The sequence below is a fragment of the Pseudomonas sp. P4_B4 genome, from assembly GCF_056402255.1.
In genome coordinates this window covers 96,365-109,597 of record NZ_JBFUHS010000005.1, presented here as the reverse complement: position 1 = coordinate 109,597, position 13,233 = coordinate 96,365, and the positions used below count along the sequence as shown (strand labels likewise).

Genomic DNA, 13,233 nt, shown 5'->3' with positions numbered 1-13,233 from the left:
GGATAGGAATGCGGAGAAAGTAGATGAGCGCGCTCTATATGATTGTCGGCACCCTGGTCGCTCTGGGTGTGCTGGTTACCTTCCACGAGTTCGGCCATTTTTGGGTCGCGCGTCGCTGTGGGGTCAAAGTGCTGCGCTTCTCCGTAGGCTTCGGCATGCCTTTGCTGCGCTGGCACGACAAGCAAGGTACCGAATTTGTCGTCGCGGCGATCCCGTTGGGTGGCTACGTCAAAATGCTCGACGAGCGCGAGGGGGAAGTGCCACTCGATCAGCTCGACCAGGCATTCAATCGCAAATCCGTTCGTCAGCGCGTTGCCATCGTAGCGGCAGGGCCGATAGCCAACTTCCTGCTGGCATTGGTGTTCTTCTGGGTATTGGCAATGCTCGGCAGTGAGCAGGTGCGTCCGGTCATCGGGGCTGTCGAGTCTGGCAGTATCGCGGCCAGGGCGGGATTGAGCCCCGGCCAGGAAATCGTGGCCATTGATGGCGAGGCGACTTCCGGCTGGGCAGCGGTGAATCTGCAACTGGTTCGTCGCTTGGGCGAAAGCGGTTCGTTGCAGATATTGGTTCGCGAGCAAGGCTCCACAGCCGATTCTCCTCGTGAACTTGCGCTGGATAAATGGCTCAAAGGGGCTGACGAGCCTGACCCTATCCATTCGTTGGGGATTCGTCCGTGGCGTCCGGCATTGCCGCCTGTCCTGGCCGAGCTCGATCCAAAGGGCCCGGCTCAGGCTGCCGGCCTGAAGACCGGTGACCGGTTGCTGGCGCTCGATGGTCGTACGCTGGATGAATGGCAGCAGGTCGTCGATACCGTCCGTATGCATCCTGATACCAAAATCATGCTGCGGGTTGAGCGCGACGGTGCTCAAATCGACGTCCCGGTGACGCTGGCCGCTCGCGGCGAGCGCAAGTCACCCAGCGGATACCTGGGGGCGGGGGTGAAGGCTGTCGATTGGCCGCCGGAGATGATCCGCGAGGTCAGTTACGGGCCGTTGGCAGCGATTGGCGAGGGGGCTCGACGCACCTGGACCATGAGCGTGCTGACCCTCGATTCGCTGAAGAAAATGTTGTTCGGTGAGCTCTCGGTAAAAAACTTGAGTGGACCGATAACCATTGCTAAAGTGGCGGGCGCTTCGGCCCAGTCGGGTGTTGCTGATTTCCTGAATTTCCTTGCTTATCTGAGTATTAGCCTGGGCGTTCTGAATTTGTTGCCCATTCCGGTACTGGATGGGGGGCATTTATTGTTTTATCTGATCGAGTGGGCGCGTGGTCGTCCCTTGTCGGATCGGGTGCAAGGTTGGGGGATACAGATCGGTATCAGTTTGGTGATCGGGGTGATGTTGCTTGCACTGGTCAATGATCTGGGTCGACTGTAACGCTTCGCTGAATTGCGAATCTGCCGCATTTTGCGGCAGTTTGTTTATTGCCAGTTGGAATAAGAAAGGACTTCATGAAACGTCTGCTGCTAACTGCGGTTCTCACCGTATTGATGATCGCCGAAGTTCACGCCGAGTCCTTCACTATCTCTGATATTCGCGTCAATGGCCTCCAGCGGGTCTCCGCGGGTAGCGTCTTTGGTGCTTTGCCGTTGAACGTCGGTGAACAGGCGGATGATCGTCGCCTGGTGGAATCCACTCGTGCGTTGTTCAAAACCGGTTTCTTTCAAGATATCCAGCTGGGCCGTGATGGCAACGTCCTGGTCATCACTGTAGTCGAGCGCCCGTCGGTCGCCAGTATCGAGATCGAAGGCAACAAGGCGATCTCTACCGAAGACCTGATGAAAGGCCTCAAGCAATCCGGTCTGGCCGAAGGCGAGATCTTCCAGCGTGCCACCCTTGAAGGTGTGCGTAACGAACTGCAGCGCCAGTACGTCGCCCAGGGTCGCTACTCGGCTACCGTCGATACCGAAGTGGTGCCACAGCCGCGTAACCGCGTCGGCCTGAAGGTCAACATCAACGAAGGCACCGTTGCCGCTATCCAGCACATCAACGTGGTGGGTAACACGGTTTTCCCTGATGAAGATCTGATCGACCTGTTCGAACTCAAGACCACCAACTGGTTGTCGTTCTTCAAGAACGACGACAAGTACGCCCGTGAAAAACTGTCCGGTGACCTGGAACGTCTGCGTTCCTACTACCTGGACCGTGGCTACATCAACATGGATATCGCTTCGACCCAGGTTTCCATTACCCCGGACAAGAAGCACGTCTACATCACCGTCAACGTCAACGAAGGCGAGAAGTACACCGTTCGTGACGTCAAGCTCAGCGGTGACCTGAAAGTCCCTGAAGACCAGGTCAAGTCCCTGCTGCTGGTGCAAAAAGGCCAGGTGTTCTCGCGCAAGCTGATGACCACCACCTCCGAACTGATCACCCGTCGCCTGGGTAACGAAGGTTATACCTTCGCCAACGTCAACGGCGTGCCTCAACCGCACGATGAAGATCACACCGTAGACATCCTGTTTGCAGTCGATCCGGGCAAGCGTGCTTACGTGAACCGCATCAACTTCCGTGGCAACACCAAGTCCGAAGACGAAGTGCTGCGTCGTGAAATGCGTCAGATGGAAGGCGGCTGGGCTTCGACCTACCTGATCGACCAGTCCAAGACCCGTCTGGAACGACTGGGCTTCTTCAAGGAAGTCAATGTCGAGACCCCGGCCGTGCCGGGTGTCGATGACCAGGTGGACGTCAACTACAGCGTTGAAGAACAAGCCTCCGGTTCGATTACCGCCAGTGTCGGTTTCGCCCAGAGTGCCGGTCTGATCCTCGGTGGTTCGATCACTCAGAACAACTTCCTGGGTACCGGTAACAAGGTCAGCGTCGGCTTGACCAAAAGCCAATACCAGACGCGTTACAACTTTGGTTTTGTCGACCCCTACTGGACGGCTGATGGCGTGAGCCTGGGTTACAACGCCTTCTACCGCACCACCGACTACAACGACCTCGACGTCGATGTAGCGAGCTATGCCGTGGACAGCATGGGTGCTGGCGTGAGCGTCGGCTACCCGATCAGCGAGACTTCGCGTCTGACCTTCGGCCTGACTGCGCAACAGGACAAGATCAAGACCGGTCAATACACCGTCGACGAAATTTTCGACTTCGTTAACCGTGAAGGCGATCAGTACTTGAACTTCAAGGCTTCGGCCGGCTGGTCCGAATCCACCCTGAACAAAGGCGTATTGGCGACTCGTGGTCATTCTCAAAGCTTGACGGCGGAAGTCACCGTACCGGGTAGCGACCTGTCGTTCTTCAAGCTCGATTACCGTGGCCAGTTGTTCCAGCCACTGAGCGAAAACTACACCATGCGCCTGCACACCGAATTGGGTTATGGCGACGGTTATGGTTCGACCGATGGCTTGCCATTCTATGAAAACTACTATGCTGGTGGTTTCAACTCGGTTCGTGGCTTCAAGGACAGTACATTGGGGCCGCGTAGTACTCCGAGCCGCGGCGCACTCAGTACTGGCAACCCGGGTACTCTTGCTGACCCGGATCAGGATCCACTGCCGTTCGGTGGTAACGTCCTGATTCAAGGTGGTGCAGAGATTCTGTTCCCGCTGCCGTTCGTCAAGGATCAACGATCCCTGCGTACCTCGGTATTCTGGGATGTGGGTAACGTATTCGACTCCAAGTGCGAGCAGACGACCAATACCAACCCTGCGTCGAAGTCCAATACGCAGTGTAACGATGTCAGTCTGAGCAACCTGGCCAGTTCCGTCGGTGTGGGCGTGACATGGGTCACCGCGCTGGGTCCTCTGAGCTTTGCGTTGGCCATGCCAGTAAAAGAACCGGATAACGCTGAAACCCAGGTGTTCCAATTCTCTCTTGGCCAGACGTTCTAAGCGTCTGTCCCAAAATAACGACAATGGATTTTGTAGGAGTGCATCGTGCGTAAGTTGACTCAATTGGTTCTCCTGGCGACCGTACTGGTAGCAGGTCCGGCGTTCGCCGACATGAAAATTGCTGTTCTGAACTATCAGATGGCTTTGCTGGAGTCCGACGCGGCCAAGAAATACGCCGTGGATGCCGAGAAGAAGTTCGGTCCTCAGCTGACCAAGCTCAAGGCGCTGGAAACCAGCGCCAAGGGCATTCAGGACCGCCTGATGGCCGGTGGCGACAAAATGCAGCAGGGCGAGCGCGAGCGTCTGGAGCTTGAATTCAAGCAAAAGGCCCGTGACTTCCAGTTCCAGTCCAAGGAGCTGAATGAAGCCAAGGCCGTTGCCGATCGTGAAATGCTGAAGCAGCTCAAGCCGAAACTGGACAGCGCTGTGGAAGAAGTCATCAAGAAAGGTGCTTTTGACCTGGTCTTCGAGCGTGGCGCAGTGATTGATGTCAAGCCTCAGTACGACATCACTCGCCAGGTTATCGAGCGCATGAATCAGCTGAAGTAACCCATGACCGTGACCATTAAGCTCGGCCAGCTGGCCGAGTTCCTCGGTGCCACGCTACGTGGCGACCCCGAGAAAGCAATTACTGGGCTAGCCACCTTGCAGGAGGCTGGCCCAGCTCAGTTGAGCTTTCTTGCAAACCCCCAATACCGTAAGTACCTGGCAGGCAGTCAGGCTGCAGCCCTGTTGCTCAAAGCCGCTGACGCCGAAGGTCATTGCGGGGATGTGCTGGTGGTGCCGGATCCATACGCAGCCTACGCGCGTATTTCTCACCTGTTCGATCCCAAGCCCAAGGCGGCAGCCGGGATTCATCCGACGGCGGTGATCGCGGCGGATGCGGTTGTCGATCCAGCGGCGAGTATCGGCGCTTTTGTGGTGATCGAAAGCGGTGCGCAGGTTGCCGCCGGTACGACTGTCGGCGCGCATTGCTTCATTGGCGCTCGCAGCGTGGTGGGTGAGGGTGGCTGGCTCGCACCGCGTGTGACCTTGTATCACGACGTTCGCGTCGGCAAGCGGGTCGTCATTCAGTCCGGTGCGGTGCTTGGCGGCGAAGGCTTCGGCTTTGCCAATGAAAAAGGTATCTGGCAGAAAATCGCCCAGATCGGTGGTGTGCTGATCGGCGATGATGTTGAAATCGGCGTGAACACAGCTATAGATCGCGGTGCGTTGGCCGATACCATCATCGGTAACGGCGTGAAGCTCGATAACCAGATTCAGATTGCCCACAACGTTCAGGTAGGCGATCACACCGCCATGGCAGCGTGCGTCGGGATCTCCGGCAGCACCAAAATCGGCAAGCATTGCATGCTCGCCGGTGGCGTAGGCCTGGTGGGGCACATCGATATTTGTGACAACGTTTTCATTACCGGGATGACCATGGTGACCCACTCGATTACCGAGCCAGGGGCCTATTCTTCCGGTACGGCCATGCAACCGGCTGCCGAGTGGCGCAAAAGCGCGGCACGTATTCGTCAGCTCGATGACATCGCGCGACGTCTGCGCCAGCTGGAAAAGCAAGTAGGGGAAGTGACCCCTGACGGTAATGCTTCATCAGATGGCTGATACCATTTCCATATCAAGTGTGCACAGCCGCTAGACTGCCTCCTTGATTTGCTAGAGGGGTGCGCGTCAGTCGCGCGCTCCCAATCTTTACATAGGCTTCCCCCCGAAATGATGGACATCAACGAGATTCGCGAATACCTGCCTCACCGTTACCCGTTCCTGCTGGTGGACCGGGTAGTGGAGCTGGATGTTGAAGGCAAGCGCATTCGTGCCTACAAGAATGTCAGCATCAACGAACCGTTCTTCAACGGTCACTTCCCTGCGCATCCAATCATGCCGGGCGTATTGATCATCGAGGCAATGGCTCAGGCTGCCGGGATCCTTGGTTTCAAAATGCTCGACGTGAAACCGGCCGACGGCACCCTCTATTACTTCGTCGGTTCCGACAAGCTGCGCTTCCGCCAGCCGGTATTGCCGGGCGATCAGCTGATCCTTGAAGCCAAGTTCATCAGCTGCAAGCGTCAGATCTGGAAATTCGAATGCCAGGCTTCGGTCGATGGCAAGCCTGTCTGCTCGGCTGAAATCATCTGTGCGGAACGCAAACTATGAGTTTGATTGACCCTCGTGCAATCATCGATCCGACAGCCGTTCTGGCTGACGGCGTCGAGGTCGGCCCGTGGTCGATCGTCGGCGCAGGTGTGGAAATCGGCGAGGGGACAGTCATCGGGCCACACGTGATTCTCAAGGGCCCGACCCGAATTGGTAAGCACAATCGCATCTACCAGTTTTCCTCGGTGGGTGAAGACACGCCTGACCTGAAGTACAAGGGCGAGGAAACCCGCCTGGTGATTGGTGATCACAACGTCATCCGTGAAGGCGTGACGATTCACCGTGGCACCATCCAGGACCGTTCGGAAACGACCCTGGGCGATCACAACCTGATCATGGCGTATGCCCATATCGGCCACGACAGCGTTATCGGCAACCACTGCATCCTGGTCAACAACACCGCACTGGCGGGCCATGTGCATGTGGAAGACTGGGCAATCCTTTCCGGTTTTACCCTGGTTCACCAGTATTGCCACATTGGTGCCCACAGCTTCTCAGGCATGGGTACGGCGATCGGCAAGGATGTTCCTGCGTATGTCACGGTGTTCGGTAACCCCGCCGAAGCCCGTAGCATGAACTTCGAGGGCATGCGCCGTCGGGGTTTCAGCGAAGATGCGATCCACGCGCTGCGTCGTGCCTACAAGGTTGTGTACCGCCAGGGCCTGACCGTGGAACAGGCGCTCGTCGAACTGGCCGAGCCTTCTGCGCAGTTCCCGGAAGTAGCGGTGTTCCGCGACTCCATCCAGTCTTCGACCCGCGGCATCACCCGCTAATCATGGCCAATCTGCGTATTGCGCTGGTAGCGGGTGAGGCTTCCGGTGACATTCTGGGTGCGGGTCTCATGCGCGCGCTCAAGGCTCGTCACCCTGCTGTCGAGTTCATCGGTGTTGGTGGTCCGTTGATGCAGGCTGAAGGCCTGACCTCGTATTTCCCGATGGAACGTCTGTCCGTCATGGGTCTGGTGGAAGTCCTGGGCCGCCTGCGCGAGTTACTGGCGCGACGCAAGAAGCTGGTCGCCGACCTGATCGATGCGAAACCCGATGTGTTCATCGGTATCGATGCGCCGGACTTCAACCTCAATATCGAACTCAAGCTGCGCCAGGCCGGGATCAAGACCGTGCATTACGTCAGCCCGTCGGTCTGGGCCTGGCGACAGAAACGCGTGTTGAAGATTCGCGAAGGCTGCGACCTGATGCTCACGCTGTTTCCGTTCGAAGCCAAATTCTACGAAGAAAAGGGCGTGCCGGTGCGGTTCGTCGGCCATACCCTGGCCGATGCCATTCCACTCCAGGCCGATCGCGCTGCTGCGCGGGCCGAACTCGGTTTGCCCGACGGGCCGCTGGTGGCGTTGATGCCCGGCAGCCGTGGCGGTGAAGTCGGCCGGCTCGGCGCGTTGTTTCTCGACACAGCGCAGCGCCTGCGGGCATTGCGTCCGGGTGTGCGGTTTGTCATGCCTTGCGCCAGTGCGCAACGTCGCGCACAGCTCGAAGAACTGTTGGCCGGTCGCGATTTGCCGCTGACCCTGCTCGATGGGCAGTCTCACTTAGCCCTGGCAGCGTGCGATGCGGTGTTGATTGCCTCCGGTACCGCGACGCTTGAAGCGCTGCTGTACAAGCGACCGATGGTGGTCGCCTATCGCCTGGCGCCGCTGACGTTCTGGATTCTCAAACGCATGGTGAAAAGCCCCTACATTTCGTTACCGAACTTGTTGGCCCAGCGCCTGTTGGTGCCCGAATTGTTGCAGGACGATGCAACGGTCGAAGCGCTGGCCCAGACGTTGTCACCGTTGATCGAGGGCGGGGAAGAGCAGACCCGTGGCTTTGACGAAATTCACCGGACCCTGCGTCTGGATGCCTCCAACCAGGCTGCGGACGCAGTGCTGAACCTGATCGGCCAAGACAAATGAGTAAAACGAACATGCAGATGGGCCTGGATTTCACCTTGGTCGCTGAAATCGAAGACCTGGTTGCCGGCGTCGATGAAGTCGGTCGCGGTCCGCTCTGTGGCGCGGTGGTGACGGCGGCGGTGATCCTTGATCCGAACCGCCCGATCCTCGGCCTGAACGACTCGAAGAAACTCACCGAAGCCCGTCGCGAAAAACTCTACGACGAAATCTGCGAAAAAGCCCTGAGCTGGTGCATCGCTCGCGCCGAAGTCGAAGAAATCGACGAACTGAATATCCTGCACGCCACCATGCTGGCCATGCAGCGTGCGGTCGCCGGGCTGCATGTCCAGCCGAAGCTGGCGATGATCGACGGCAACCGTTGCCCGAAACTGCCAATGCGCTCAGAGGCCGTGGTCAAGGGCGATAGCAAGGTCCCCGCCATCGCCGCCGCATCGATTCTGGCCAAAGTGAGCCGTGATCGCGAAATGGCCGCCTTCGAATTGATCTACCCGGGCTACGGTATCGGCGGTCACAAAGGCTACCCGACCCCCGTTCATCTGGAAGCACTGGCACGGCTTGGGCCGACCCCGATTCACCGGCGCTCGTTTGCCCCGGTGCGGCTGGCGTATGAGGCGCGGGAAGGTCTCATCGAGAGTTAGTCGCGAGGCTGATTTTTTTTACCAAGGCCCGGTACAATCCGGGCCTTGTTGTCTTCATGTTTACAGACAGGATCACTATGCCGGCTTCATTCGTTCACCTACGCCTGCACACTGAATATTCCCTGGTCGACGGTCTGGTGCGGATCAAACCGCTGGTCAAGACCCTGGTCGGCATGAGCATGCCTGCCGTAGCGGTCACCGACCAGAACAACATGTGTTCCCTGGTCAAATTCTATAAAAACGCCATGGGTGCCGGGATCAAGCCGATCTGCGGCGCCGACCTGTGGCTGTCGAACAAGGATCCGGACAACCCGCTGAGCCGGATCAGCCTGCTGGTGATGAACGCCGAAGGCTATCGCAACCTTACCGAACTGATTTCCCGCGGCTTCATCGACGGTCAGCGCAATGGCGCGATCATCATCGAGCGCGAATGGGTTGCTGAAGCCAACTCGGGCTTGATCATGCTGTCGGCGGCCAAAGACGGCGAGATCGGCCAGGCCATGCTCAGCGGCAACCCCGCCGAGGCCGAAACCCTGGCCCGGGAATGGATGGAAGTGTTTCCGGATCGTTTCTACCTGGAAATCCAGCGCACCAACCGCCCCAACGATGAAGAGCAACTGCACGGTGCCGTGGCGCTGGCCGAGAAGCTCGGTGCGCCGCTGGTGGCGACCAATGATGTGCGTTTCATCAAGCAGGAAGATTTCGCCGCCCACGAAACCCGCGTCTGCATCGGTGAGGGCCGCGCCCTCGACGATCCGCGGCGTTCGAAGAATTACAGTGATCAGCAGTACCTCAAAAGCGCCGAGGAAATGGCCGAGCTGTTCAGCGACATTCCCGAAGCGCTGGAAAACACCGTCGAGATCGCCAAGCGCTGTAACATCGAAGTGAAGCTGGGCACGCACTTCCTGCCCAACTTCCCGATTCCCGATGGCATGACCATCGACGAGTACTTCCGCAAGGTGTCCTTCGACGGCCTGGAAGAGCGCCTTAGTGTTCTGCTGCCCAAAGACACCACCGAAGACTACGAGGCCAAGCGTCAGGTCTATGTCGATCGGTTGAATTTCGAGCTGGATATCATTATCCAGATGGGGTTCCCCGGTTACTTCCTGATCGTGATGGACTTTATCCAGTGGGCCAAGAGCAACGGCGTACCGGTGGGCCCTGGCCGTGGATCGGGTGCCGGATCGCTGGTGGCCTATGTACAGAAGATCACCGACCTCGACCCGCTGGAATATGACCTGCTGTTCGAACGATTCCTTAACCCGGAACGGGTATCCATGCCCGACTTCGACGTCGACTTCTGCATGGACGGTCGTGACCGGGTTATCGACTATGTGGCCGAGAAGTACGGCCGCAACGCGGTAAGCCAGATCATCACCTTCGGTTCCATGGCCGCCAAGGCCGTGGTCCGCGACGTGGCGCGGGTGCAGGGCAAGTCCTATGGCCTGGCGGATCGTCTGTCGAAGATGATTCCGTTCGAAGTCGGCATGACCCTGGAAAAGGCCTACGAGCAGGAAGAGATCCTGCGCGACTTCATCAAGGTCGATGAAGAGGCCGCGGAAATCTGGGAGATGGCCCGCAAGCTCGAAGGCGTTGTGCGTAACGTCGGCAAGCACGCCGGTGGTGTGGTGATCGCACCGACCAAGCTGACCGACTTCTCGCCGATCTATTGCGACGAGGCCGGTGACGGTCTGGTAACCCAGTTCGACAAGGATGACGTCGAGGCGGCTGGCCTGGTGAAGTTCGACTTCCTTGGCCTGCGGACCCTGACGATCATCGACTGGGCGCTGAAAACCATCAACCGCGACCGCGCCAAGGTCAACGAACCGCCGCTGGATATCGCGTTTATCCCGTTGGACGACAAACCGACTTACACACTGCTGCAAAAAGCCGAAACCACGGCGGTGTTCCAGCTCGAATCCCGGGGCATGAAGGAGCTGATCAAAAAGCTCAAGCCCGACTGCCTGGAAGACTTGATCGCACTGGTGGCACTGTTCCGTCCGGGTCCGCTGCAATCGGGCATGGTGGACGACTTCATCAACCGTAAGCACGGCCGCGCCGAGCTGGCGTATCCGCACTCGGACTTTCAGTACGAAGGCCTCAAACCGGTGCTGGCACCGACTTACGGCATCATCCTGTATCAGGAACAGGTGATGCAGATTGCCCAGGTCATGGCCGGTTACACCCTCGGTGGTGCGGACATGCTGCGTCGAGCCATGGGTAAGAAAAAACCCGAGGAAATGGCCAAGCAGCGCGGCGGCTTCATTGAAGGTTGCGCCACCAACAACATCGACGCGGACCTCGCCGGTAACATTTTTGACCTGGTGGAAAAGTTCGCCGGTTACGGCTTCAACAAATCCCACTCCGCCGCCTATGGCCTGGTGTCGTACCAGACCGCATGGCTGAAGGCGCACTACCCGGCGCCGTTCATGGCCGCGGTGCTCTCGGCGGATATGCACAACACCGACAAGGTCGTGACCTTGATCGAAGAAGTGCGGACCATGAAGCTGCGTCTCGACGCGCCGGACGTGAACACCTCCGAATTCAAGTTCACGGTGAACGACGAAGGCCGGATCATTTACGGCCTCGGTGCCATCAAGGGCGTGGGCGAAGGCCCGGTCGAGGCGATCACCGAAGCGCGCCTGGCCGGTCCGTTCAAGGATCTGTTCGATTTCTGCGCACGGGTCGACCTCAAGCGTATCAACAAGCGCACTCTCGACGGTTTGATCCGCAGCGGTGCCCTGGATCGCCTCGGGCCGTATTTCCACGATGAGCAGAAAGCCTACCAGGCCAATATCGACCGCAATCGCGCGGTGCTGTTGACCGCCATGGAAGAGGCGATCAAGGCGGCCGAACAGACCGCGCGCACCCAGGACAGCGGTCACTCCGACCTGTTTGGCGGTCTGTTTGTCGAAGAGGACGCTGACGTCTACGCCAATCACCGCAAGGCCAAGGAGCTGACCCTCAAGGAGCGCCTGAAAGGGGAGAAAGATACCCTTGGCCTGTACCTGACCGGTCACCCGATTGACGAATACGAAGGTGAAATCCGTCGCTTCGCTCGCCAGCGCATTATCGACCTGAAACCGGCGCGCGATACCCAGACCGTTGCCGGGATGATCATCGCCTTGCGGGTGATGAAGAACAAAAAGGGCGACAAGATGGGCTTCATCACCCTCGACGACCGCTCCGGACGGATCGAGGCCTCGCTGTTTTCCGAGGCGTTCCATTCCGCGCAGTCGCTGTTGCAGACCGACGCGATGGTGGTGGTCGAAGGCGAAGTCAGCAATGACGACTTCTCCGGTGGCCTGAAATTGCGGGTCAAGCGGGTGATGAGCATGGAGGATGCGCGCACCAATCTGGCCGAGAGCCTGCGCCTGAAGTTGCATGCCAAGGACCTCAAGGGCGATCAGCTACGCTGGCTGGGTGAACTGTTGAAGCGTCACCGCGGTGCTTGCCCGATCACCATGGACTACACCAGTCCCGATGCGAAGGCCTTGTTGCAGTTCGGCGAAGGCTGGCGAATCGATCCGGCGGATGCGTTGATTCAAGCCTTGCGTGACCAGTTCGGGCGAGACAACGTCTTCCTCCAATACCGTTGACCGGCAGGTGATATCAGAACGCCTGCCCGCAACCTGAATTTTTAATCTCGACCTCAACGCGCCTGTCCCTTAAGGTAGGGCGCGAATAGACAACCGGCCGGCCCAAGATCCCTTGGGACTCGACCCAAGACGGACGCCTATGAACCCGAATTTTCTAGATTTCGAACAGCCGATCGCCGACCTGCAAGCCAAGATCGAAGAGTTGCGCTTGGTCGGTAATGACAATTCGCTGAATATCGGCGATGAGATCTCCCGCCTGCAGGACAAGAGCAAAACGCTGACCGAAGACATCTTCGGCAAGCTGACCAGCTGGCAGATCGCACGTCTGGCGCGTCACCCGAAACGTCCGTATACCCTGGACTACATCGAACACATCTTCACCGAGTTCGACGAACTGCACGGTGACCGTCACTTCTCCGACGACGCTGCGATCGTTGGCGGTATTGCCCGTCTGGATGACCAGCCGGTGATGATCATCGGTCACCAGAAAGGCCGTGAAGTGCGCGAGAAGGTTCGCCGCAACTTCGGCATGCCGCGTCCGGAAGGCTACCGCAAGGCTTGCCGCCTGATGGAAATGGCCGAACGTTTCAAAATGCCGATCCTGACCTTCATCGACACCCCGGGCGCTTACCCTGGCATCGACGCTGAAGAGCGCAACCAGAGTGAAGCGATTGCCTGGAACCTGCGTGTCATGGCCCGCCTGAAAACCCCAATCATCGCCACCGTGATCGGTGAGGGTGGTTCCGGTGGTGCACTGGCTATCGGTGTCTGCGATCAGTTGAACATGCTGCAATACTCCACCTACGCGGTGATTTCGCCGGAAGGTTGCGCTTCGATTCTGTGGAAAACCGCCGAGAAAGCACCGGATGCCGCAGAAGCGATGGGCATCACCGCCGAGCGCCTCAAGGGCCTGGGCATCGTGGACAAGGTGATTGGTGAGCCATTGGGTGGCGCGCACCGTAACCCGGCCGCTGCCGCTGCATCGATCCGAGCCGAGCTCAGCTCGCAACTGGCGATGCTGAAGAAGTTCGATAACGATGCGCTGCTGACCCGTCGTTATGAGCGTCTGATGAGCTACGGTCTGTAATCAGA

General features: G+C 58.5%; 10 protein-coding genes. All 10 read left to right on the top strand.

Annotation, left to right across the window (positions count from 1 at the left end):
- The first annotated feature begins 23 nt into the window (after positions 1 to 23).
- The 10 genes from rseP to AC1DVE_RS08150 all read left to right on the top strand — a co-directional run bounded on the left by rseP (position 24) and on the right by AC1DVE_RS08150 (position 13,228).
- Positions 24 to 1,376, top strand: a complete 1,353-nt coding sequence (rseP, locus tag AC1DVE_RS08195) for a sigma E protease regulator RseP (protein ID WP_223532511.1) — start codon at positions 24 to 26, stop codon at positions 1,374 to 1,376.
- Between the two features lie 74 nt (positions 1,377 to 1,450).
- Complete coding sequence (bamA, locus tag AC1DVE_RS08190) at positions 1,451 to 3,841, top strand: outer membrane protein assembly factor BamA (RefSeq protein ID WP_223458845.1); 2,391 nt, start codon at positions 1,451 to 1,453, stop codon at positions 3,839 to 3,841.
- Positions 3,842 to 3,886: 45 nt separating this feature from the next.
- Positions 3,887 to 4,390, top strand: coding sequence for an OmpH/Skp family outer membrane protein (locus tag AC1DVE_RS08185; RefSeq protein WP_046041136.1), 504 nt, complete (start codon positions 3,887 to 3,889; stop codon positions 4,388 to 4,390).
- 3 nt (positions 4,391 to 4,393) lie between these two features.
- Positions 4,394 to 5,449: a UDP-3-O-(3-hydroxymyristoyl)glucosamine N-acyltransferase gene (gene lpxD, locus AC1DVE_RS08180; protein ID WP_223458846.1), complete on the top strand. Its 1,056-nt coding sequence runs from the start codon at positions 4,394 to 4,396 to the stop codon at positions 5,447 to 5,449.
- Positions 5,450 to 5,557: 108 nt separating this feature from the next.
- Positions 5,558 to 5,998 (top strand): 3-hydroxyacyl-ACP dehydratase FabZ, encoded by a 441-nt coding sequence (fabZ, locus tag AC1DVE_RS08175; protein ID WP_007978374.1) that lies wholly within the window; start codon positions 5,558 to 5,560, stop codon positions 5,996 to 5,998.
- Positions 5,995 to 6,771, top strand: a complete 777-nt coding sequence (gene lpxA, locus AC1DVE_RS08170; RefSeq protein ID WP_046041139.1) for an acyl-ACP--UDP-N-acetylglucosamine O-acyltransferase — start codon at positions 5,995 to 5,997, stop codon at positions 6,769 to 6,771. Before fabZ ends, lpxA begins: the two co-directional genes overlap by 4 nt.
- A gap of 2 nt (positions 6,772 to 6,773) precedes the next feature.
- On the top strand, positions 6,774 to 7,904 hold the full coding sequence (gene lpxB, locus AC1DVE_RS08165) for a lipid-A-disaccharide synthase (RefSeq protein WP_223532513.1): 1,131 nt from the start codon (positions 6,774 to 6,776) through the stop codon (positions 7,902 to 7,904).
- Positions 7,905 to 7,915: 11 nt separating this feature from the next.
- Positions 7,916 to 8,542, top strand: coding sequence for a ribonuclease HII (rnhB, locus tag AC1DVE_RS08160; protein WP_223458963.1), 627 nt, complete (start codon positions 7,916 to 7,918; stop codon positions 8,540 to 8,542).
- 77 nt (positions 8,543 to 8,619) lie between these two features.
- Positions 8,620 to 12,141 carry a DNA polymerase III subunit alpha gene (dnaE, locus tag AC1DVE_RS08155; protein WP_223458851.1) on the top strand — a complete coding sequence of 1,174 codons (3,522 nt, stop codon included), beginning with the start codon at positions 8,620 to 8,622 and terminating at the stop codon, positions 12,139 to 12,141.
- 139 nt (positions 12,142 to 12,280) lie between these two features.
- A complete protein-coding gene (locus tag AC1DVE_RS08150; protein WP_223458853.1) occupies positions 12,281 to 13,228 on the top strand; it encodes an acetyl-CoA carboxylase carboxyltransferase subunit alpha in 948 nt (315 codons plus the stop codon).
- The last annotated feature ends 5 nt before the right edge of the window (positions 13,229 to 13,233 follow it).

Excerpts from the sequence above, each read along its gene's own strand:
- rseP (WP_223532511.1), top strand. The coding sequence starts at position 24 with ATGAGCGCGCTCTATATGATTGTCGGCACCCTGGTCGCTCTGGGTGTG.
- bamA (WP_223458845.1), top strand. The coding sequence starts at position 1,451 with ATGAAACGTCTGCTGCTAACTGCGGTTCTCACCGTATTGATGATCGCC.
- lpxD (WP_223458846.1), top strand. The coding sequence starts at position 4,394 with ATGACCGTGACCATTAAGCTCGGCCAGCTGGCCGAGTTCCTCGGTGCC.
- fabZ (WP_007978374.1), top strand. The coding sequence starts at position 5,558 with ATGATGGACATCAACGAGATTCGCGAATACCTGCCTCACCGTTACCCG.
- lpxA (WP_046041139.1), top strand. The coding sequence starts at position 5,995 with ATGAGTTTGATTGACCCTCGTGCAATCATCGATCCGACAGCCGTTCTG.
- lpxB (WP_223532513.1), top strand. The coding sequence starts at position 6,774 with ATGGCCAATCTGCGTATTGCGCTGGTAGCGGGTGAGGCTTCCGGTGAC.
- rnhB (WP_223458963.1), top strand. The coding sequence starts at position 7,916 with ATGCAGATGGGCCTGGATTTCACCTTGGTCGCTGAAATCGAAGACCTG.
- dnaE (WP_223458851.1), top strand. The coding sequence starts at position 8,620 with ATGCCGGCTTCATTCGTTCACCTACGCCTGCACACTGAATATTCCCTG.
- AC1DVE_RS08150 (WP_223458853.1), top strand. The coding sequence starts at position 12,281 with ATGAACCCGAATTTTCTAGATTTCGAACAGCCGATCGCCGACCTGCAA.